18 protein-coding genes are annotated in these 22,044 nt (G+C 36.4%); 10 read left to right on the top strand and 8 right to left on the bottom strand.

Annotation, left to right across the window (positions count from 1 at the left end):
- Positions 1-46: 46 nt before the first annotated feature.
- The 6 genes from BW946_RS00965 to BW946_RS00940 all read left to right on the top strand — a co-directional run bounded on the left by BW946_RS00965 (position 47) and on the right by BW946_RS00940 (position 5,365).
- Positions 47-859 (top strand): AraC family transcriptional regulator, encoded by an 813-nt coding sequence (locus tag BW946_RS00965; protein ID WP_076594386.1) that lies wholly within the window; start codon positions 47-49, stop codon positions 857-859.
- Between the two features lie 102 nt (positions 860-961).
- Complete coding sequence (locus tag BW946_RS00960; RefSeq protein ID WP_076594385.1) at positions 962-1,393, top strand: RrF2 family transcriptional regulator; 432 nt, start codon at positions 962-964, stop codon at positions 1,391-1,393.
- A 54-nt stretch (positions 1,394-1,447) separates the two neighbouring features.
- Positions 1,448-1,894: a hypothetical protein gene (locus BW946_RS00955; protein ID WP_076594384.1), complete on the top strand. Its 447-nt coding sequence runs from the start codon at positions 1,448-1,450 to the stop codon at positions 1,892-1,894.
- Between the two features lie 17 nt (positions 1,895-1,911).
- Positions 1,912-2,340 (top strand): c-type cytochrome, encoded by a 429-nt coding sequence (locus BW946_RS00950; protein WP_076594383.1) that lies wholly within the window; start codon positions 1,912-1,914, stop codon positions 2,338-2,340.
- Between the two features lie 43 nt (positions 2,341-2,383).
- Positions 2,384-3,109, top strand: coding sequence for an iron-sulfur cluster repair di-iron protein (gene ric / locus BW946_RS00945; RefSeq protein WP_076594382.1), 726 nt, complete (start codon positions 2,384-2,386; stop codon positions 3,107-3,109).
- A gap of 12 nt (positions 3,110-3,121) precedes the next feature.
- The gene (locus tag BW946_RS00940) at positions 3,122-5,365 is read left to right on the top strand and encodes a nitric-oxide reductase large subunit (protein WP_076594381.1); all 2,244 of its coding nucleotides are present in this window, start codon (positions 3,122-3,124) and stop codon (positions 5,363-5,365) included.
- 393 nt (positions 5,366-5,758) lie between these two features.
- Here the strand turns inward: BW946_RS00940 and BW946_RS00935 are convergent, their stop codons facing one another.
- The 5 genes from BW946_RS00935 to BW946_RS00915 all read right to left on the bottom strand — a co-directional run bounded on the left by BW946_RS00935 (position 5,759) and on the right by BW946_RS00915 (position 12,721).
- Positions 5,759-9,244: a glycosyltransferase family 117 protein gene (locus BW946_RS00935; protein ID WP_076594380.1), complete on the bottom strand. Its 3,486-nt coding sequence runs from the start codon at positions 9,242-9,244 to the stop codon at positions 5,759-5,761.
- A 50-nt stretch (positions 9,245-9,294) separates the two neighbouring features.
- A complete protein-coding gene (locus tag BW946_RS00930; protein WP_076594379.1) occupies positions 9,295-9,867 on the bottom strand; it encodes a hypothetical protein in 573 nt (190 codons plus the stop codon).
- A gap of 21 nt (positions 9,868-9,888) precedes the next feature.
- A complete protein-coding gene (locus tag BW946_RS00925) occupies positions 9,889-10,677 on the bottom strand; it encodes an SDR family oxidoreductase (protein ID WP_076594378.1) in 789 nt (262 codons plus the stop codon).
- Between the two features lie 182 nt (positions 10,678-10,859).
- Positions 10,860-11,672: a hypothetical protein gene (locus BW946_RS00920; protein ID WP_076594377.1), complete on the bottom strand. Its 813-nt coding sequence runs from the start codon at positions 11,670-11,672 to the stop codon at positions 10,860-10,862.
- Between the two features lie 446 nt (positions 11,673-12,118).
- Entirely contained in the window at positions 12,119-12,721 is a 603-nt protein-coding gene (locus BW946_RS00915; RefSeq protein WP_076594376.1) for a TlpA family protein disulfide reductase, read from the bottom strand.
- A 211-nt stretch (positions 12,722-12,932) separates the two neighbouring features.
- Here BW946_RS00915 and BW946_RS00910 point away from each other — a divergent pair, with 211 nt between their 5' ends.
- Together BW946_RS00910 and BW946_RS00905 are read left to right on the top strand one after the other, a co-directional pair.
- Positions 12,933-15,263, top strand: a complete 2,331-nt coding sequence (locus BW946_RS00910; RefSeq protein ID WP_076594375.1) for a TonB-dependent receptor — start codon at positions 12,933-12,935, stop codon at positions 15,261-15,263.
- A gap of 3 nt (positions 15,264-15,266) precedes the next feature.
- A complete protein-coding gene (locus tag BW946_RS00905; RefSeq protein WP_076594374.1) occupies positions 15,267-16,085 on the top strand; it encodes a DUF4249 domain-containing protein in 819 nt (272 codons plus the stop codon).
- Between the two features lie 50 nt (positions 16,086-16,135).
- On the opposite strand, the gene BW946_RS00900 is transcribed toward BW946_RS00905, so the two are convergent.
- Positions 16,136-16,861, bottom strand: a complete 726-nt coding sequence (locus BW946_RS00900) for a YoaK family protein (protein WP_076594373.1) — start codon at positions 16,859-16,861, stop codon at positions 16,136-16,138.
- Between the two features lie 368 nt (positions 16,862-17,229).
- Here BW946_RS00900 and BW946_RS00895 point away from each other — a divergent pair, with 368 nt between their 5' ends.
- Together BW946_RS00895 and BW946_RS00890 are read left to right on the top strand one after the other, a co-directional pair.
- Complete coding sequence (locus BW946_RS00895; RefSeq protein WP_076594372.1) at positions 17,230-17,916, top strand: Crp/Fnr family transcriptional regulator; 687 nt, start codon at positions 17,230-17,232, stop codon at positions 17,914-17,916.
- 101 nt (positions 17,917-18,017) lie between these two features.
- Positions 18,018-18,413 carry a VOC family protein gene (locus tag BW946_RS00890; RefSeq protein WP_076594371.1) on the top strand — a complete coding sequence of 132 codons (396 nt, stop codon included), beginning with the start codon at positions 18,018-18,020 and terminating at the stop codon, positions 18,411-18,413.
- A gap of 689 nt (positions 18,414-19,102) precedes the next feature.
- Here the strand turns inward: BW946_RS00890 and BW946_RS00885 are convergent.
- Together BW946_RS00885 and BW946_RS00880 are read right to left on the bottom strand one after the other, a co-directional pair.
- Positions 19,103-19,756 (bottom strand): response regulator, encoded by a 654-nt coding sequence (locus BW946_RS00885; protein WP_076594370.1) that lies wholly within the window; start codon positions 19,754-19,756, stop codon positions 19,103-19,105.
- Positions 19,734-21,443, bottom strand: a complete 1,710-nt coding sequence (locus BW946_RS00880) for a sensor histidine kinase (RefSeq protein ID WP_228402400.1) — start codon at positions 21,441-21,443, stop codon at positions 19,734-19,736. Before BW946_RS00880 ends, BW946_RS00885 begins: the two co-directional genes overlap by 23 nt.
- Positions 21,444-22,044 lie beyond the last annotated feature (601 nt).

Genomic DNA, 22,044 nt, shown 5'->3' with positions numbered 1-22,044 from the left:
GCCAAATTATTATATTTGTATATTCTTTGGGATTTTAAACTTTTTTATGGGATTAATTGCTGCACTTCCAGACATTGATAAAGACGATAAAAGTGTATTTGTTATGCATGAAAAATCAGAAAAACTGATTCCTTTTCACAAACATACGAAAGGGCAGCTGAGTTATGTAGAAGGAGGCATCGCCTATATTACGATTGACAACAAGACCTATGTGGTTCCGGCAAGACATTTCTTCTGGATTCCGCAGGGAATGGAGCATATTTTAGAAATCGGATATACCGCCACTGTTCTGCGTTCTCTTTATTTCTATGCTCATGATGATATTTCAGATCCTTTCTACAGCAGACTGGGCATTTATCCGGCATCAGAACTCCTGATCCAGATGATCAAATATTCTGAAATCTGGGATGAAAAACACGTAACACTAAAAGATGAAAACTTCGAATTTTTAGTGGCTCTAAAAAAAATCCTTCCTAAAACCCATCAACAGCCCTTGCCTATTATTCTTCCTGCCACCCACAACAAACAGATGATGAAAATTGTATCTTATCTGGAACGGAATATCGGGGAAAAATTGACACTGTCCAATGTAAGCAGCAGATTTGGTTTGAGTGAACGTTCCCTGTCACGCCTTTTCAAGGCGGATATGGATATTTCTTTCCTTCAGTATCTGAAAACATTAAGAATCATCAAAGCCATTGAACTGCTTTTAAATACAGACAAACCCATCAATGAAATTGCCGATGATGTGGGCTACAGTTCCATCAGCGCCTTCAGCGATACCTTTCATGAATTTACCCAGTCGAGACCCTCTGATCTTAGAAAGAGTAATAAGGCGACCCAAAATATTATAAGTTAAACCCATGATAGATGATCTTCATCAGATTTAGAAAAAAATAAAAGACTATTTTATCTTTTATTAAAAATATCTTTCTATATTTGTTCCATAAAACTCAGTAAAATGTTTTCAAAAACGTGCGAATATGCTTTAAGAGCCTTAATCTATATAGCCCAGCAGTCTAAAAATGACAGCAGAGTTGGTATTAAGGACATTTCAAAAAGTATCCATTCGCCGGAGCATTTTATTGCTAAAATTTTGCAGGATCTGAGCAGAAAAGGATTTGTACAATCTGCCAAAGGTCCGAACGGAGGTTTCTATATGGATCATAAAAACTTGAACACTTCCATTGCTGATATTGTCAGAGAAATTGATGGAGATAAGCTTTTTACGGGTTGCGGACTTGGACTTGATCAGTGTTCAGAAACGCATCCGTGCCCGCTTCATGATCAGTTCAAAAGTATCCGACAGGATCTTCGAATCATGCTTGAAACCTCAAAAATTCAGATGTTTGTCGATAATCTGGACTTACAGCTTACTCATTTGAAGGCTTAAAAAAATTTAAACAAATAAAAGATAAAAAGATCTTTTAATATTAAATTATATATAATGAAATCAGAACTTAAAAATCCTCTTGTACTGATGTTATTCTGCCTCATGACCGGAATGTTTATCACCATCAGCTTTCTGGAGACACCATTAAAGTTTCAGGTTCCTGGAATTACCCTTCCGGCGGCATTAGGATTAGGAAAACTCATGTTTGGACTTTCTTCAAAAATACAATGGGGATTTCTTATCGTAATACTGATATTGATGTCCGTCAGTTGGAAAAATTATACGAAGACTGACTTTATCATTCTGGCTGTTATATTTTTATTACTTGCCTTAGAACAGTTCTGGATGCTGCCTGTATTGGATTCTCGTGTCGATTTGCTTTCATCAGGAAAAGCACTATCTCCTACTCCATTACATGACTATTTTATTTATTCCGAAACAGCAAAAGCACTAATGTTCATAACAGCCATCATTTTACAATTCAAAAGAAATACAGTTTAATAATAAAACTATTTATCATGAAAACATTTGTTCAAAATACCATTATTGCATTGACTTTAACTACATTATTATTTTCCTGTTCCAAACCGGAAACGACTCCCATTCCACAGGCTGAACCTTATTCTGAACAACAGGTTATCCAACCACAGACAGTAGAAACACCTCCTGAAATTTCCTCCTCCTCAAATACACCGAAACATGAAGGATTGAAATTAATTGAAGGAACAGATTGTCTTACCTGTCATACAATAGATTCAAAATTAATAGGTCCCTCTTACCAGGAAGTTGCAGCAAAATATTCGGATGCTGATCTTGATATGCTGGCACAGAAAATCATTGACGGTGGCAAAGGCAATTGGGGCGAAATCCCCATGACTCCTCATACAGGATTAAGTAAGGAGAATGCCCGGCAGATGGTAAAATATATTTTATGCCTTAAAAAGTAAAAAAAAAATTTTAAAATAATAAAAGACAAAAAAGTATTATATTATGAATACAAGAACAGACTTTATAGGCAATATGGTTGCTGAAGATTTCAGAACAGCCGCAATTTTTAAAAGACACGGTATTGATTTCTGCTGTAAAGGCGGAAGAACCATTGAAGAAGCATGCAGCCATAAGAAACTTGCTCCTGAAAAAATTTATGAAGAACTGGATGCGCTTCCAAAAAATGAAAGTTTTTCAATCGACTTCAAAAGCTGGCCTCTGGATCTTCTGACAGATTATATTGAGAAAACCCATCACCGTTATATAGAAGAAAAAACTCCTGTTTTGCAGGCATTCCTTGATAAACTGTGTAAAGTGCACGGAGGAAGACATCCTGAACTGTTTGAAATCAATTCTTTATTTAATGAATCAGCATATGATCTGGCTGCTCACATGAAAAAAGAAGAACTTATTCTGTTCCCATTTGTAAAAAATATGGTGAAGGCTAAAATATCCGGAAGTCCTCTTCCAAAGCCTCATTTTGGAACCGTAGAAAATCCTGTTCATATGATGGAACATGAACATACCGTAGAAGGTGACCGTTTCAGAAGGATCGCAGAAATTACAAATGAATACCTTCCCCCTGCAGATGCCTGCAACACTTACAAAGTAGCTTTTGCCATGCTTCAGGATTTTGAAAATGATTTGCATCAACACATTCATCTTGAGAATAACATTCTTTTCCCAAAAGCGATCCGACTGGAGAAAGAATCTGCCGTAGAATCTTAAAAAGAATACAAAATGACACCTAAAAAACTTTGGATATGGCTTGCTGTAGTAATGGCTGCCTCGTTTGCTGTTCTTATCTTCTATGGGACTGAAATTTACAGGAAAATCCCACCCATTCCGGAGAAAGTAGTCAGCACAGACGGAACGGTGATTGCAACCGCACAGGATATTAAAGACGGACAGAATGTCTGGCAGTCTATTGGCGGACAAACAGTAGGAAGTATATGGGGACATGGTGCTTATATTGCACCGGACTGGACAGCTGATTATCTTCACAGGGAATCTCTTCTGCTGCTTGATGAGCTGGCTAAAAAGGAAGGTAAAGTTTACAAAGACCTTCCTGATGATGAACAGGCTAAATATCAGGTACTGCTGAAAAAAGAACTTCGTACCAATACTTTTAACGAAAGTAAAAATGAAATTGTTTTCTCTCCGGAACGGGCTGAAGTGCAGAAACAGCTTTCACAGCATTATTCAAAATTATTCATGAATGATACATCCATGGCAACACTTCGGGATCAGTACGCCATTCCTGAGAATACCATCAAAGATACCGGAAGAATGGCTAAAATGAATGCCTTCTTTGCATGGAGTACATGGGTATGCATTACGGAAAGACCTGGAGATGATGTGACCTATACCAATAACTGGCCGTATGATGAATCGGTGGGAAACGTTCCTCCTCCTTCTCTGCATTTATGGTCGGGATTCAGTATATTGCTTTTACTGGGTTGTGTAGGTCTCCTGGTATTTTACCATGCCCGAAACAAAGAGGAAGAGATCAGCGAGGCACTTCCACACGAAGATCCTTTACGAAATATGAAGCCTACTCCTTCTATGAAAGCCACTTTGAAATATATTTGGGTCGTTGCACTGCTGATCCTTGTTCAAATGCTTGCCGGAGTAGTAACTGCCCATTATGGTGTGGAAGGAAGCGGATTTTATGGAATTCCTCTGGACCAGTTTTTACCACAGTCGGTTTCCAGAAGCTGGCATGTACAACTTGCAATATTCTGGATTGCCACCTCATGGCTGGCCACAGGACTTTATATAGCTCCCGCAGTTTCAGGGCATGAACCGAAATATCAGAAACTGGGAGTGAATATATTATTCGGAGCTTTATTGATTGTTGTCCTGGGATCATTAACCGGACAATGGCTTGGCGTAATGCAAAAGCTTGGCCTGGTAGATAATTTTCTTTGGGGGCATCAGGGTTATGAATATGTGGAGCTGGGAAGAGTGTGGCAGATCTTACTGCTCATCGGGCTTATTCTTTGGTTGATTTTAATGGTCAGAGCATTGCTTCCTGCTTTGAAACGTAAAGATGGAGACCGTCATTTGCTGATCCTGTTTACCCTTTCATCTGTAGCTATTGCTTTATTTTACGGAGCTGGATTAATGTATGGAAGACAAACCCATATGGCCATTGCAGAATATTGGAGATGGTGGGTAGTTCATCTTTGGGTAGAAGGATTTTTTGAAGTTTTTGCAACGGTAGTGGCAGCCTTTTTATTTACAAGGCTGGGATTGTTAAGATTGAAATCTGCTACGAATGCAGTGTTATTTTCTACCATTATTTTTCTTGGCGGAGGTATTCTGGGGACATTCCACCATCTGTATTTCAGTGCTACGCCTACCGCTGTACTTGCTTTAGGAGCAACTTTCAGTGCATTAGAAATTGTTCCGCTTGTTTTAATAGGCTATGAAGCGTATCAGAATTACCAACTGAGTAAATCTACCCCATGGATTCAGGCGTACAAATGGCCTATCTACTGCTTTATTGCCATGTGTTTCTGGAATTTCCTTGGTGCCGGAATCTTCGGATTTGCCATCAATCCTCCTATTGCATTGTATTATATCCAGGGGCTGAATACTACAGCTGTACACGGACATGCAGCTTTATTCGGAGTTTATGGAATTCTGGGAATCGGATTGATGATGTTTGTTTTGCGCGGGCTTTATCCTGACCGACAGTGGAATGATAAATTAATAGGCTGGGCGTTCTGGATGATCAACTTAGGATTGCTGGTGATGGTAAGCATAAGTCTTCTTCCCATAGGAATTATGCAGTCTGTAGCCTCTATAAAAGAAGGTTACTGGTATGCACGCTCTGCAGAATTTATGCAAACAGATATCATGCATTTTCTGAGATGGATGCGTGTGCCCGGAGATATTTTACTGGCCGCTGGTGAATTGCTTTTGGTTATTTTTATCATTGGATTGAAATTCGGCTGGTCGCTGAAAGAAAAACGTTAGGATGAATGATTCAAATCTGATTAAACTTATTTTAATAAACGCAAATTTTCATCTGCAATTCTTATAATTTTAAGAGAGGAAAGATGAGCGAATTTGTCGCAGATTAAGCTTTCTGGTAATACATTCGCTTAAAAATGATCAATGAAATTGATCAAACCCTTTTGCTCCCTCAATATATAGAATCAAGTATTTAATTCTTTGCGTTGATAAAATGAGATTCTATTAATTCATTCTGATTTACATTAAAAAGAGGCTGTCTCAAAAGTCAAACAATCTGACTTTTGTCATTCTGACGAAGGAAGAATCTCCTTGATAACCAAATATATGAGATTCTTCACTACATTTCATTTCGTTCAGAATGACACTTTTGAGACAGCCTCTTTTATTTAAGTTTTATCGTGTCGCTTTCATCATCGCATTCGTGATTTCAATTTCTTTTTTCCCGGAATAGGTGGAATCAAAAGGTTCCATGACATTGAATAAGTACTGATAAAAAGGAGCAATCTGGCGTACATTTTCAGCTTCCTTACCCGCTTTTTCTTTACCCATCTGCTCAAGTCCTTTTATAAAAATACTGAATTTCTTATCAACAGGCTCCATTGATTTTAATACGTAAGCATGGGCTTTTTCATTCTGTCCTAAAGTTTTGTAAGCTTCTGTAACGGCTGCGACAACGAGTGCATATTCCATCGGTTTAGACCTCATCTGTCTTTTGGCTGCTGCTTTAAATGAGGGAGAAAGATTCTGATAATAATCATATTCTTCAAATATTGTTTTTTTGAGCTCTTCTGCCAGCTGAAGTCCTTTTTGATCCTGTCCGGCGACAATATACCCGGTAACCATCGCACTTAGTGAACGTGGATCATTGTATTTTTCCACAGGAATTTCTTTTGCGGCAAGATCCAGCAATTCCAAAGCTTTAGCTTTCTGCCCGCCTGCAACCAATGCGGATACTGCCCTGCTGACAGACATTCTGTAACCCAGAATATTAGAAGTTGCCGTTTCATCATAATAAATACTCAGATCTTTAAAATTTCCCCATCTGAAGTTTTTCACCACCTGATAAAGAGAATTGGCATCTACTCTTCCTTTGTCTCCATCCGGACTCTGAGGGGTATGAATAGGAACCAGCCTGTAGCTGAAACCATCAAACTGAAGATATTCATCCAGATAAAAGATATTTTCACTGTCGTACATTCCGCCTGTAGAGAAATTGACAGGCCTTTTCCAATCAAAATTGGCAAGCATATCCAGCATCATCAGATTGCTTTTGTAAAGGGTATTCGCTTCATAATTGATCATAATCTGATCCACAGTATCCGGAAGATCGGACTGATTAATAATTCCTGCTTTTACTGCATTTTCTTTGTTGACGGGAAGGATAAATTTACTCACCGGAAGGATATTGTATTTTTCATATTGCTTTTCTCCAAAGTACATCTTCAGCAGTTCATCTTTTGCGGATGATTGTAATTTCAGGAATTTCAACGCATCCTTAAGAGTCATTGAATCCTGAGTCAGATACTTTCTGAATTCCTGAAAAGCAGTTTCCGGTGCTCCCTGTTCTTTCAGCATTTGGAAAAGTCCTTCCCAGTCTTCTTTTTTCATCAGATACACCTGATCATTTATCCCGTCTCTATATTCGTCATGCGTTAATTCACCCGGAATTCCTTTTGCATTGTAAGTTCTTCTTTTCACCTGATCAATACTCCATGGAGTAGCCAGGAGGGTAAAGTTGACCGTTTTCACGTCATCTCTGAATCTTTCCGTTTCCTGAATTGCCCATACCGGAAAGGTATCATTATCACCATAAATGAAAATAATATCATCTTTCGGCAGCGATCTTAAAAATGAATAGGCGTAATCACGGGCTGCTGTCTTCTTACTTCTGTCATGCGAAGTATAATTCTGGAATCCCATCATCAAAGGAATTCCTAATAAAATGACTCCCAGAACAATATTAGCAGCATTAGATTTAACCTTAGACTGAATCAGCCAAAGTAATGCTCCCGCTCCAAGACCTATCCAGACGGCAAAGGCATAGAACGAACCTACCATGGCATAATCTCTTTCCCTTACTTCAAATGGTTTTACTCCGGTGTAGAAAACAATTCCCATACTTGTAAGAACAAACAGTGAAAGCATGGCATAAAATCTTCCGAAATCTCTGTTGAGCTGGAAAAAGAAACCAATCAGCCCAAGAATCAATGGCAAAAAGAAAAACCTGACGGTACTTTCATTTTTAAATTGGGCAGGCATATGATCCTGATTACCAAGCAAAGCATTATCAATAAAAGAAAATCCCGAGATCCAGTTTCCATTGGTATTCTCCATATGCCCCTGAAAGTCATTCTGCCTTCCTGCGAAATTCCACATCAGATATCTTACAAAATAATATCCGTTCTGAAATGATATAAAATACTCCATATTCTGAGCGAAGGATGGACGCTGCACCTTGATAAGATCATACGGCTTCACTTTCAGATAATCTTCTGCCGTGATAGAATCTCCTTCATATTTTGCTCTCAGTTCTTCAAAAATCCTTTTCGCTTCCGGATTGTCTGCAATGTCTTCATTATCATAATTAAAAGTAAAATCAGGAGCTCCATATAAAGAAATGTAATTGGCGGTCACCTCTTTATCTTCATTGAACATCCTAGGCATGAAGCTTATGTGAGATTTATTAAACACATAGTTGAATCTTTCCCCGGTTTTTCTGTAAGTTCCGGATTTTTCGTCTTTTTCGTAAATATCTCCGGTGATGTCTCTTTTATAACTTCCGTCTTCGTCTTTTTCCAGTCCGTTTTTATCTAGAAATGCAGTGTAATTCTGTCCGTAAATAGTAGGCCAGTCACCGTATTGCACTCTGTTATAATAATCTCGCATCCCAATGGCTGTATCCGGATCATTAAGGTTCATCGGAGGATTGGCATTGGCTCTTATCGGAATTACCAGCCAGCATGAAAAACCAATGATCATATAGACAATAGATAAAACGATAGTCTGGTATACGTTTCTTTTGGTTTTTCGTGCATATTTAATCAGGAGATAACTGATTGCTGACATAAGAACAAAAGCTGCAATTGTTCCTGAATGAAAAGGAAGTCCTAAACCATTTACAAAGAAAATTTCAAGCTTTCCGAACATTGTCATTATCAAAGGGAAAATGATCTTGAATACGAAGGCAAGAATTCCCAGCGTAATCAGATTGGCCAGTATAAAACTCTTCCACGAAAAAGTATAATTTCGGGTATAATAAACCAGACATATGGCCGGAATAGCCAGCATGCACATCATATGCACTCCTACGGAAAGCCCAATAATAAAGAAAATAAGAATGATCCATCTCTCGCTGTCTGCTGCTTTATATTCATTTTCCCATTTGGTGATGAGCCAGACCAGTAATGCAATAAACATAGAAGCCATCGCATACACTTCTCCTTCTACTGCTGAAAACCAGAATGTATCTGAAAATGTAAAGCATAAAGCGCCAATCACTCCGGCAAACAGGATTGAGATTTCCTGATGTTTTGTAATTTCTTCAACATCTTTATGTAAAAGCCTTCTTACAAAATGGGTAATCGTCCAGAATAGAAAGAGAATCGTAAATGCACTGAACAATGCTGACATAGCATTGATTACAATAGAATAATTTTCAGCATTCCCTAATGCAAAAATACTTGCTACAGCTCCCATAATCTGAAATAAAGCAGCCCCCGGAGCATGGGTTACCTCCAGTTTCACTGCTGAAGAAATATATTCTCCGCAGTCCCAGAAACTCAGGGAATGTTCTATTGTTGAAAGATAAGCAATAAGCGCAACAGCGAAAAGGAACCATCCCAGTACGGTGTTCCATTTTTTAAAAGACCAGTTTTTCATATCATATTTTCCAATATGTATATGACAACTGGGGAAAAGGGTTTATTACATTAATTGGGGAGTTTATTCTTTATTTTCAATTTCAACTTTGGAAAACCTTTTTCTATAGGCTCAAAATACTTTTTAATGCTATTATATTTGTATTTTGAAGTCAGTAGTTCTTCAGTTTTTTCTGAAATCCTTTCATCATGTAAAGTCAGGAGGTTATTTTCAAACTCATATTTTCCAAAATAATGCCGGCTTTCACCATACCAGTATTCATTGATCCTGTAGGTTTTATCTTTATATAACTTAATTTCATATCCATTAGATTTCAATTGATGGTCGGGAGAAATATAACATGAATATTTTACTTCCTTTTCGGATTGAACACTATTAAAATAAAGGTTTATTCCAAAAAGAGCAACTAAAAAAATCAATAATAAATTTGTGACTTTATGCTTCTCTTTATTTTTTGATTCATAAATATAAATCAGAATAAAATTGACAAATATGAGTCCTGCTACTAAAGGAAGAATAATGATATTAGAATTTGACACCGTAAAATCATAATAAGTATGAGTATAATGAATAAGAAGTAAGAAAAGTAAAATTACAGTTCCATATTTAATTAACACTTTCATATCACATTCTCTTCAGTGAGATTAATAGGTATTATTCAATCCTCCATCCAGAGGAATACTTGTTCCGGTAAGATAATTTGAATATTCTGAAGCCAGAAACGCCACCAGATGACCATATTCCTCAGGCTGTCCGAATCTTTTCATCGGAATTTTATTTTCCCTCGCCTTTTTTATTTCCTCTGCTCCTGCACCACTTTGCTGAGCTTCATGAGCCACAAGTTTTTGAATTCTTTCAGTATCGAAATACCCTGTTAACACATTATTTACCGTGATATTATGTTGTGCAATTTCATTGGAAAGTGTTTTGGCCCAGGCAATCACTGCAGAACGGATAGAATTGGACAAGGCCAGATTTCCAATCGGTTCTTTTACGGATAAAGAAGAAACATTAATGATACGCCCGTTTTTCTGTTGAATCATATGGGGCAAAGCCAGTAATGTTGTTTCACAAACGGTTTTGAACAGAAGATCAAATGCGGTCTGATAATCATCACTATTTTTATCCAGTGCTAAACCAGGTTCGGGACCATTGGTATTATTCACCAGAATATCTATGGAATGATGATTAAAATATCCAGATATAATTTTTCTATAACTTTCAAAATCTGAAAAATCTGCTACCAGGTATCCATGTTTCTGATCAGGACTGATAACCGGCAGTGCATAAACGAAATCTTTAAGCTTTGCTTCACTACGGGCCATAACGGTCACATTAGCTCCGCATTTAGCCAGTTCAATGGCAATTCCGGCTCCTATTCCCTGTGTAGCCCCTCCTATTAAAGCATGTTTTGAAAAAAGCTGAATATTCATCTTGATAATGATTACGGATTGATCTCTATAAAGTTATGAAAAGCTTTAGTTTTAAAAAAACTGATTAATGAATATACCAATAGCTTTCTGAATATACTAAAGCACCGGTATCAACCAGTGCTTTAGTATTTGTGTTATTAGAATCTTTCTTGGATAATCATTTTTAGAGAATATTAAAAAGATTAATCTCCGATTCTGAATACCAGTACCTGCGTGGAGGTTGCAGAAAGGCTCATTCCTGCACCTGAACAATTACCTGACTGCCCTCTTCCCAATGCGATCGTCCAGTTTCTGTTGGCCGGAACTGTAGTGGCATAAGTGATTGTTCCTCCATGATTGGAAAGGGCACCCTCCGAATGGGAACCTGTACTGTGGATTCTTGAAGTTGTAGCATTCAGGGGAAAATCTACAAAATAAGAACTGACGGTACATCCTGTAGCATTATGTATTGCTTCATACACAAATGTGATCTGATAAGTTCCTGCCGGAAAAGTTATTGTACTTGTGCCTGCATTATAGGTAAGCCCCGGAATAGAATTCTTTATAACAGTCATAGGTACTACCTGTGATCCTCCTGCTCCCTGTGACTGCAAAAAGTTGGACTGTAAAGTTTCTAATCGGAAAACTGCAGGGCTAGGAATAGATAAAGCTCCCAGCGTACCAATGTTCTTTACAACTCCATTAGCATCAACTACCAACAATGGATCTGTGCTGCTATTTCCGGCTCCAACTCCCTGAAGACGCAATGGGTTTGAACCATTTACATGAAGTTTATTGGTAGGAGCTGTAGTTCCTATCCCCATATTTCCTCCAACAGTAACTGCTACATCATTGGCTTGTTGTGCTACAGATGGTATTCCTGTAGTTGGATTATCCTTTGCACCATCAATATTAAATACTCCTTGTGGATTCGATGTGTTAATACCTACCTGTGCATTAAAAAAAGTAAAATTACTTGTCAAAAGAAGTAAAAGATAGACGAGCTTACGTTTCATAATAAATTTTGTTTAGTTAATATTTAAATGCCTTTTTGAAATATGAAAGTGATTATTTCATTAAAATTCAATAATGATAATCTATTTTTCGCTAAATCAAATATAGCAAATCTCACAAATAAGTGAACCCTTTAAATGAAAAATAAATATGAGTTAAATAGTGGATTGTATTTAAATAATATGTTTTTATTGAATATTTTAAATATCAATTATAAACCTATTTATATCAAAAAATATCTTTTTACAGGATTTTCTATCATGGTCAATAGCTGCCTGCCCCGAGCATTATAAAGTACTTTCCATATTTTTAACTTCTACAGTCAGTAAATAGCTTTTATCATCCTGCCTTTCCATGGATTAACTGTTCTTCTTTTCCATTATCTTGAATTATTTGTTAAATGTAATATATCCAATATTATTACAAGATAAAAATACGCCTTAAGCAACTAAAGTTTTTGTTGCAGAAGCTCATCAATCTGTTTATAAAATGAATCTTTACTGTAATCCGCAAGCCCTTTATGATGCAGGCGTATTTCTCCTTTTCTATCCAGTACAACCGTTGTCGGTAAAGATCCACTATACAATACATCAGGAATATTTCCTGCCGGTGTAAGAAAAGGAACCGTAAAGCCTTTCTCCTTTAAGTAAGATTTTCCAAGAGCGGTATTATCATCCAGGTTTACGGTAAGAAATACCACATCCGGATTATTTTTGTAATGGTCATACATTTTCTGGACAGAAGGAAATTCGGCACGGCACGGAGGGCACCATGATGCCCAAAAGTTAATGAAAACCACTTTATTCTGAAAAGCAGAAATATCTGTTATCTTTCCATCCTCATTTCTCAGCATAAATCCGGCATAGGAAATCTTGGTTGAATTATTTTGCGTTTCTTTTGGTTCTGATATGCTTGAATTGAGAAACCCTGTGGAAGCTACCTGTCTCATCAGCCATGCTTTTGCATCTTTATTTATCAGGATAACAATAAACAATACAGTCAGTATTGCAGTGAAGCCATTTTTCTTTAGCCAGATTTTCAGATTTTCCATATATTTAGCTTAATTCTTTGCCAATATAAGGTTAATATTTTGGTTAAAAGGCTGAAAAGATTGTTTTATCATTTCCTGAAACCTGATTTTCCAATGGATTTAATTCATCATTAATTTGTTATGTGTAACAATTCCTCTATTCATCCAACTAATCGTACATCATCAAAACATCAATTCATATACAAGAGATCTACTACTTTAAAATAAACTAATGCAAACATCCTTTCTAAAAATTACCGCCGCCACTGCTGCACTCTGTTTCAGTACCCTGGCAATGGCCCAGCAAACGTATTCCGTAAGTGGAACCGTGAAAGACAAAAAAAACGGTGAATTGCTCATCGGAGTATCTGTAAAAGTAAATGAAGATCCCACCATCAATGTTATAGCCAATGAATATGGGTTTTATTCTCTTTCCCTACCTCAAGGAAATTATACCATTATTATTTCCACTCCCGGGTATCAAGATTTTGAGCAGAAGGTTAATGTAGATCAGAATATCAAACTCGATCTTCCCCTGCTTCCATCAGAATCTGCAGCTAAAACCATTGATGAGGTAGTGATAACCGGTATTAAAAAGGATAAAAACTTAACCTCAGCTCAGATGGGAGCAGAGACCTTAAGCATCAAAAATATAGAAAAACTTCCTGTTCTATTCGGAGAAAAGGATGTGATGAAAACCATACAGCTTTTACCAGGGATCAAAAGTAACGGTGAAGGAAGCAGCGGGTTTAGTGTAAGAGGAGGTGCTCCAGACCAAAACCTGATCTTACTGGATGAAGCCCCTGTTTATAATGCCTCTCATCTTCTTGGATTTTTCAGTACATTCAACAGTGATGCCCTGAAAGATGCCAGCATTATTAAGGGAAACAGCCCCGCACAATACGGTGGCCGTCTTTCTTCTGTATTGGATGTTAAAATGAAGGATGGAAACAATAAAGACTATAACGTCAATGGAGGAATTGGTCTGATCAGCAGCCGACTGAGTGTGGAAGGTCCTATTCAGAAAGAAAAATCATCATTCATCGTTTCAGGAAGAAGAACGTATGCCGATCTTTTTCTTAAAACCAACAAAGATTATAAAGACAACAAATTATACTTTTATGATCTCAACCTGAAAGCCAATTATCAGATTAATGAGAACAACCGTATTTATCTGTCCGGATATTTCGGAAGAGATGTACTGGGATTGGGAGATACTTTCAATACAGACTGGGGAAATACGACTGCTACTTTGAGATGGAACAGCATTATCAGCAGTAAATTATTTTCAAATACCTCATTTATCTACAGTAATTATGATTATAAAATAAGTCTGAAGAATGATGATACGGTATTTGATTTAAATTCAAAAATCCGTGACTGGAATCTTAAGCAGGATTTTACCTGGTTTGCAGGAAACAAACACTCTGTACGTTTCGGTCTGCAGTCTATTTACCATACCCTTACCCCAAGCAGTGCTTCCGGTACTACAGTGAGCAGTTTTGCAAGAAATCCGAGATATTCATGGGAGAATGCCGTTTACATCAATGATGATTATAAAGCAACGGAAAAGCTAACCATTAATTATGGGGCAAGGCTTTCCATGTTCAGTATATTGGGTGGAGATACCTTCAATACCTATGAGAACGGTGTGCTTACCGACAGTAAATTCTTAGAGAAAGGAAAATTCGGGAAAACCTATGTGAATATTGAACCTCGTATCAGTGCCAACTACCGTATCAACGAAGTCAGCAGTGTGAAAGGAGGCTATTCCAGAAACACCCAGAATCTTCACCTATTGAGCAACAGCAACAGTGGAAACCCTACCGATCAGTGGATAGGAAGCAGCTATACGGTGAAACCTGAAATTGCAGATCAGATCAGCCTTGGTTACAGCAGAAATTTCAACAATAATAATTATGAACTGAACGCTGAGGTCTACTATAAAGACATGAAAAATCAAATCGACTTCAAGAACGGGGCGCAGATTGGTTTTGATACCGGAGCCGATGTAGAAAGTGAATTACTGTTCGGAAAAGGAAGAGCTTACGGTCTGGAACTTATTGCTAAAAAGAAAAGCGGAAAACTGACAGGATGGATCTCCTATACCCTTTCCAAAACAGAAAGAAAGATCAACGGAATCAATAATAACGAATGGTATAACGCCAGGATGGATAAAACCCACGACCTTTCTATTGTGGCCACCTATCAGCTTAATCCAAAATGGAGTTTTTCAGGGCTATTTGTTTACAGCACAGGAAATGCAGTTACCTTCCCAACAGGAAAATATGAACTCAACGGGCAAACCATATTCCAGTACAGCAATAGAAATGCAGACAGAATGCCAGCCTACCACAGAATGGATCTGAGTGCAACGTATGAACCAAGTACCAATAAACGATTCCGTGGTTCATGGACATTTGGTATTTACAACCTGTATGGTAGAGAAAATGCTTATACAATTAACTTTGAAGACAATCCTGACCGTCCCGGAACAACCCGTGCGATGCAGACCTCTTTATTCCGTTGGGTACCCAACATCACTTATAATTTCAAATTCTAAATCATGAAAAATACATTTTATATCATAGTATCCCTCTTTGCATTAACTTCTTGTGAAAAGGAGATCGATCTTGATCTGAATGATCAAAGCGGAAATATTGTCATTGAAGGAAATGTTACCAATCAACCAGGACCTTATACAGTGAAAATCACAAAATCCGTAAGTTTTTCATCACCTAATCAATATCCGGCTGTCACCGGAGCTCAGGTTATTTTAAGTGACGATATGGGACAAACTGAAACCCTTCACTATGTAGGAAACGGAGTCTATCAAACGACTGCTTTTTCCGGAGAGCCTGGCAGAACCTATACTTTGAAAGTAGAGTCCGAAGGAAAGCAATATAGCGCTCATAGTAAAATGCCTGAAGTGGTATATTTTGACGGATTGCAGCAGAGTTCTTTCAAATTTGGAGATAAAACCACATATACCCTGCTGCCATTATTTACAGATCCAATGCCATTGGGAAACCGATACCTTTTCAGCTTTACGATCAATGATCTGACTAAAAAGTACATGAATACTTTTTCAGATAATGTGAATAACGGATTACCCAATCAACAGCCTCTCATTCTTCCTAATGACAATAATAAAGGCAGAGATCATGAAGTGGTAGTAGGAGATAAAATTCATGTAGAAATGCAGTGTATTGACAACAATATATTCACGTACTACAGCTCTTTGCTTCAGATTTCAGGCGGCAATGGCGGAACTGCTACTCCAACCAACCCTCCAAGTAACATCAGTAACGGAGCTTTGGGGTATTTTTCAGCGCATACGACAGATACACAAACTTTGGTCATTGAACAGATGACCACTCCATAAATTTTAAGAGGATATTCCGCTCATTGGAATATCCTTTTTTATTCTCTGTCTTATCTTAGCTTTCTTTTTATAGCATAATACCTGTACAGAAGCTTATCATACCTGATCACACAAAGCAGTAATCCTGCAGTTGCCACCAGTACCTTTAAGCCGATTATCCTGCAACCCAAACCACCTGTTACACATCCTGAAAAAAAGCAGGCAATAATCACCAGTTTCAAGGTGATATTCTTTTTAAGCTGTTTCTTTTCCTTTTCCCTTTCCTTAAAAAAAAGTTTTGACAGTTCTATTCCCAGATCAGTAAATAATCCCGTAAGATGAGTTGTTCTCACTACAGATTGTGATACTCTTGTTACCAATGAATTCTGAACCCCCATTGCAAAAAGTAAAAGCCCTGCAGCCGCATTAGGAGATATTACGATATCCAATGTGTTATTATCTGCTATTCCCACAAAACTTAATATCAGAATTTCGATGACCAAAGGAATAAAATGCGGACGGAACATTTTACGTCCGGAAGAAAATTCGACCATAAAGCTTGAACAGAATGCTCCTCCCAGAAAACATAAAATAAAGATAAGATAAGTAAGGGCTTCACTGTAATGATTAAGAAGAATCTCTTCGGAAAAGAAAGCAAAGTGCCCTGTTATATTGGTGGTAAGCACCTGAACAGATAATACCCCTACAATATTCACGATTCCGGCAACAAATGAAAGTGCTGATGCCAGCTTAAGATTGTGAAAATAAGTTCTGTTTTTTCCCCTGTGTCTGAACATTTTAAATTTCTGTAAGGGCTTTATCTTTAGAAAAAGAACAGCTGGATACAATAAATAAGTAAAAAAAAATAATTAGAAATGTCAGTGTCAAACTGTGAAAAACATGTCCGCTTAAATATTTATCCAGTGTTCTTTATAGATCTACTCTTTCCCCTTTAACGTAAAATCCTATTTTTCAGTAATGAATGATTACTCTGAAAAGGCATCCACAGACCTCAATAAATATTCTGTTTCTTATTTCAGCACCAATTTTATTACTTTTGTAAAAGTAATTCGTTCAGGAAAAAAATCTTGTGATTTGGATCGGTCCAAAATGTGATTTAAATTAAAAACTGAACCTACATTCAATAGCCTGTATAGAAAAAATTATGATCTCAAAATTTATTTTTAATAATCAGTATCTTTTTGATGAACTTCCTGAATATGATAAGAAGCTGCTTACAGGAGCTATGAAAACCAAAAACTACCGTAAAAACGAACCGATATTTACTGACGGAACAAAACCTAATGGTGTTTACTATCTTAATGAGGGTAAGATAAAAAAGTACAAAGTTGATAATGACGGAAGGGAGCAGATTATTTACATTTACAGCTCCGGTGAATTTTTTGGATATTCTGCCATTCTGAGTAATGAATCTTATGGGGATACTACCTCAACCCTTGAAAATTCTGTCATCTCATTTATTTCAAAAGAAAGTTTTCTGGATATTCTGAGCCAGTCATCCGTGCTTTCAAGGCTGTTATTGAAATCTCTGAGTCATGAATTCAGTGTGATGGCGAACCTTATTGCCGTTTTATCTCATCGTACAGTCCGTGAAAGGGCTGCCCTCAGTTTACTTATTCTTCATGATAAATATAAATCAAATGATGCCCCTGATGCCGTAGTGTTCATTTCTCTTTCCCGTGTGGATCTTGCCAATATGGTAGGAACCGCAAGAGAAACTTTAGCCCGCATTATTAATGATTTCAAACAGGAAAAACTGATCAGATCCGAAGGACGGAAAATACAGATCACGGACTTTAAGCGCTTAATTCATATTGCTAATTTTTATTAATAAAGTTATTCAGATTAAAATCTATCGTATCTACTGACAGCCTGTTGTCATAAGCACTCATTACTTTTGTTTAAAATTATTTTAAACAAATAAGTATCCTTATGAAACTTACCTCATTAAGAATTATCAGCAAAGACATTCAATCAGCAGTAGCATTTTATGAACAGATCACGGGTATAGCGGCCACATGGTATACAGAAGATTTTGCAGAACTTTCTGGTAATTCCATTACAATAGCAATCGGAAGTACCAGGACCATGCAAATGTTTTCGGAAAATCTTACAGATTTCGCAGGTTCAAAGTCAACCATTATTGAATTTATGGTTAAAAATGTTGATGAAGAGTATGAAAAGATTAAAAGTAAAGTTTCCAGAATTATTCAGAAACCGACAACGATGCCTTGGGGAAACAGATCCCTTCTATTTTGTGATCCGGACAGTAATATGATTAACTTTTTTACTCCTGTGAGTGAAGAAGCTGTGAAGAAATTCGGCTAAAGTTAAACTACTTAAGTTTTTCAGAGCCAGGCTTTACACATAATAAGTACACCTAAGCTTTGTAAAGTTAAACAACTTTATCATAAAAATAAAACCTTACTGGCCAACAGCGAAGTTTTATTCTAATTTTTTTAAAGTCAATCTTACTGTGCGAGGAACTCAATGGTTTTGCTTACAACTGTGTGGTAATACTGATAAAAAGAAGCATTCCGGATCAGTACCGCTAAATCTTTTTCTCCCCGACATCTTTTATTCTCATCCAAAAACACAAAAAGGAAGCATTATGCCTCCTTTTTGTGTTTGTAATGTAACCTATCAACTGAACCTCACTATATGTGTTTGTGTTTTTTTCTGATCATTTGGCTTTTTTAAGAAGGCCGTTTAAGGTTATTCTTACACTTCTTTAATTTCATCTGTGTTTATTTAATTTTTTTCATCATTTGTGTTTCTATAACTACCATTTATTATTTGTATAGTTATGATCATTTGTTGTTTTTGTGTATGAAACTTCAGAGCTTTAAAAGCATTTCTCAGTTGCTTTTTTATTACTTAAATTTCACAGTACAAAGGAACAACATTCCCAAATAAAATCTTCTATAAACCCCATCGATACATATCGATCAGCTTATAGATATTTATCGATGAGATATAATATTCTGATTCTCTGAAGTGGTGATTACCTTAAAACATTAAAGTTTATGATGGGTTTTGACAAGGTCAACAAGCTCAACCATATTTTCAATCTTGAGTTTTTCAAAGATATTTTTTTTGATGGTGCTTACTGTGTTCTGTTTGATATTCAGGCTGTTTGAAATTTCAAGATTTCCATATCCTTCAGCATACAGTTCTGCAATCTGCAGTTCTCTTTTGGTTAAACTATTGAGCGGACTTATCAGATCAGGGTTGGAAACAAGCTGTATCAATAGGTTTCGTAAAAGAGTAGAAAAATATTCACCCTTTTCAATAAAGGTTGTAATTGCTTCTCTTACTTCTTCCTCTTCACACAGCTTACTCAGGTAACCATCAGCACCGGCTTTGACGAATTTAAGGCCATGCAGCTCTTCTTCAAGTCCTGTAAAAATCAAAATTTTAAGATCAGGATTTACCCTTTTCATCTGTGGTAAAATATGAAGACTGTTTCCGTCCGGGAAATGGGCATCAATGACAGCCATCTCGATTCCTTTTGATTCTATAAGTTCCAATACCTGATGTAAAGATGAAGTCTGATAAACTTTAGCATTAGGAACAATATCACTGATAACAATCTCCATTCCCTGGCGTACAATGCTGTGATCGTCTGCCAGAAGGAATATAATCTCTTTATTTTGAACTGGTGTTTCCATTATTATTATTAAGATTTAAATTGATCCTGAATGTCACTTTGGTTCCTTTATGTAATTTACTTTCAACGGATATATCACCATCGAAAAGTTCTACAATTTCTTTTACCAGATTAAGTCCAAGTCCTGCTCCCAGATTATCAACTTCATCAGACACCATACCCTGATAATAGGGGTCAAAAATTTTACCAAGATCAGATTCTGATATTCCTACTCCGGTATCTCCTACTGTTGTAATCAGGGAAATTTTATTTTCTCCAAGAGGCTCTGTAGCCATTACAAGATCAATCTGCCCGTTTTCTGTGAACTTATTGGCATTTCCCAGAATATTCATAAAAATCTGATTGATTCTGATATTATCCGAATATACTACTAAATGATCAGGAATTCTGTCAGTAACCATAAATCTGTTGTTTCTCGTTTCCAGATACGGAGTAATCACTTTGACAATAGAACTGATTTCATCTTTAAGATTGAAAACGGACTGTATAAGCTCTTTTTCAGCATTTTCATTTTTGGTATATTCCAGAATCTGGTTAGATTGGAGAAGCAAAGTGCTGTTGGTAAACTTAATTGATTTAAGATAATCCTTTATCGTTTCATCTTCAGTAGTTCTGTGGATTTTATCTATGAAAATATTGATGATTTTCAAAGGGGATCTCAAGTCATGGCTTAACATTCCCAGAATCCTGTTCTTGAAATTAAGGTTCTTCTTAATTTCTTTATTGGCAGTATCCAGTTTTTGTTCGTAGACAAATGCCATTCTTGTAAAATACATGATCAGGATAGAAACAATAAACATCAGAATCATCAGTCCCAATACCAGATAAGTCCTTATCCTGTTATTATTGGAGCTCTGTTCATTATACTCTCTTTCCAATTCAGATTTAAAATCCCTGATGGCATTTTCATACACTTCTATTAAGTTATTACTATACACCAACAGCTTACTGAAATTGCTGTAAAACTGTAAATTATTCTTCTGACTAATGGCTGCAAGCAGCTGAACCTTCTTTACTTCGGCAGCATAATGTTTGTCTATAGATTTTATCGTATTGTCCATTTTGGATTTTACCTGAGAAAGATCTATGGTTTTATTATTAGTCATTGTGATCACAGTACTCTCCTTCTGAACATCTACTTTTCCTGTTACGGCATCTTTTAAACGTCCGAAAAAGCCTTTCTTTTTTACAGTATCTGCATAAGTACGGGTTTGAATCTTGAAATCTTCAAAATCATTTTTATACTTAGCCGGCTCATATTGCTTATCCTCAATTTTTGTTGGTGGATTCAGAGAAGTCTGGTACACTGAATCTATTAATGTCTTCAGTTTCGCAGCTTTTAAAGTATCCTGGCTACGGAGGGCCAGATTTTTTTTCAATCTGGGACTTGTATTTTCGTATTCACCAATTTTATCAAAATTAGTCTTAAGTTTTCTCAACGACTTGAAATAGAGCTGTAAATCATTCTTATCCTGAGTGGCCATATATTTTTGAAGATGATCCTGTGCATCCATGAAATCTTTCCTGGAATTATCAGTTAAGCCTCCCAATGCACGGCTTTCCTCAAGCTGATCTTTAATAAATTTCAGCTTCTTTCCGTTAACAAATTCATTGTAGAAAAATATGGCAATAATGATCTGTATCAGTAAGATACAAAGGATCAATGAGTAATGAACAAGTTTTCTCAATTTAAAATTTAAGAATTTATTTTTCATATTTGTTTATCAGTTAAATTAATTTCCTGATGATGTAAGTCCATTAGATATTAGCTTTTAACAATATACCATTATTTTCAATAATTTCATAATAATCATATATCATTCAATTGACAAAGTTAAAGTAATTTTTGTCTTCTTATAATAATGAATATTTGATTAAACCCATAGAATTTATTTTTTTTTACTATTAAAAAGCCTTGTAAACATTCAGTTTTATTTATGTAAATCTTTTTTTTTAGAGCAATTGCAAAAGTTGAGGCTCAGTAAAATATTCTTTTCCTGCATATTTTATTCCAAATAATACATATTAAGTTAAAAAAATGAATGGGAAAATCCATAGATCATTTATTCTTTATACTCTTAATGATTATTGAAACAGCCTTCTGTATATGGATTTTCTATTATTCCGTATTTCTACCCAATGCAATAATTGGTTGTTTACACTCTAAGAACTTATACTCTCTTCTTTGTTAATTTGAGATGCTTATTAATAGTGACAATATTCAATGGAAAACCAGAATATTAACCTGTACCGAAAGATTCATCTTTACACTTAAACTATTGTAGTGGA

The organism is Chryseobacterium sp. RU33C, from assembly GCF_900156015.1.
GTDB classification, from domain to species: Bacteria; Bacteroidota; Bacteroidia; order Flavobacteriales; family Weeksellaceae; genus Chryseobacterium; species Chryseobacterium candidae.
This window is presented reverse-complemented; position numbering and strand designations above follow the sequence as displayed.

Excerpts from the sequence above, each read along its gene's own strand:
- BW946_RS00965 (WP_076594386.1), top strand. The coding sequence starts at position 47 with ATGGGATTAATTGCTGCACTTCCAGACATTGATAAAGACGATAAAAGT.
- BW946_RS00960 (WP_076594385.1), top strand. The coding sequence starts at position 962 with ATGTTTTCAAAAACGTGCGAATATGCTTTAAGAGCCTTAATCTATATA.
- BW946_RS00955 (WP_076594384.1), top strand. The coding sequence starts at position 1,448 with ATGAAATCAGAACTTAAAAATCCTCTTGTACTGATGTTATTCTGCCTC.
- BW946_RS00950 (WP_076594383.1), top strand. The coding sequence starts at position 1,912 with ATGAAAACATTTGTTCAAAATACCATTATTGCATTGACTTTAACTACA.
- ric (WP_076594382.1), top strand. The coding sequence starts at position 2,384 with ATGAATACAAGAACAGACTTTATAGGCAATATGGTTGCTGAAGATTTC.
- BW946_RS00940 (WP_076594381.1), top strand. The coding sequence starts at position 3,122 with ATGACACCTAAAAAACTTTGGATATGGCTTGCTGTAGTAATGGCTGCC.
- BW946_RS00935 (WP_076594380.1), bottom strand. The coding sequence starts at position 9,244 with ATGAAAAACTGGTCTTTTAAAAAATGGAACACCGTACTGGGATGGTTC.
- BW946_RS00930 (WP_076594379.1), bottom strand. The coding sequence starts at position 9,867 with ATGAAAGTGTTAATTAAATATGGAACTGTAATTTTACTTTTCTTACTT.
- BW946_RS00925 (WP_076594378.1), bottom strand. The coding sequence starts at position 10,677 with ATGAATATTCAGCTTTTTTCAAAACATGCTTTAATAGGAGGGGCTACA.
- BW946_RS00920 (WP_076594377.1), bottom strand. The coding sequence starts at position 11,672 with ATGAAACGTAAGCTCGTCTATCTTTTACTTCTTTTGACAAGTAATTTT.
- BW946_RS00915 (WP_076594376.1), bottom strand. The coding sequence starts at position 12,721 with ATGGAAAATCTGAAAATCTGGCTAAAGAAAAATGGCTTCACTGCAATA.
- BW946_RS00910 (WP_076594375.1), top strand. The coding sequence starts at position 12,933 with ATGCAAACATCCTTTCTAAAAATTACCGCCGCCACTGCTGCACTCTGT.
- BW946_RS00905 (WP_076594374.1), top strand. The coding sequence starts at position 15,267 with ATGAAAAATACATTTTATATCATAGTATCCCTCTTTGCATTAACTTCT.
- BW946_RS00900 (WP_076594373.1), bottom strand. The coding sequence starts at position 16,861 with ATGTTCAGACACAGGGGAAAAAACAGAACTTATTTTCACAATCTTAAG.
- BW946_RS00895 (WP_076594372.1), top strand. The coding sequence starts at position 17,230 with ATGATCTCAAAATTTATTTTTAATAATCAGTATCTTTTTGATGAACTT.
- BW946_RS00890 (WP_076594371.1), top strand. The coding sequence starts at position 18,018 with ATGAAACTTACCTCATTAAGAATTATCAGCAAAGACATTCAATCAGCA.
- BW946_RS00885 (WP_076594370.1), bottom strand. The coding sequence starts at position 19,756 with ATGGAAACACCAGTTCAAAATAAAGAGATTATATTCCTTCTGGCAGAC.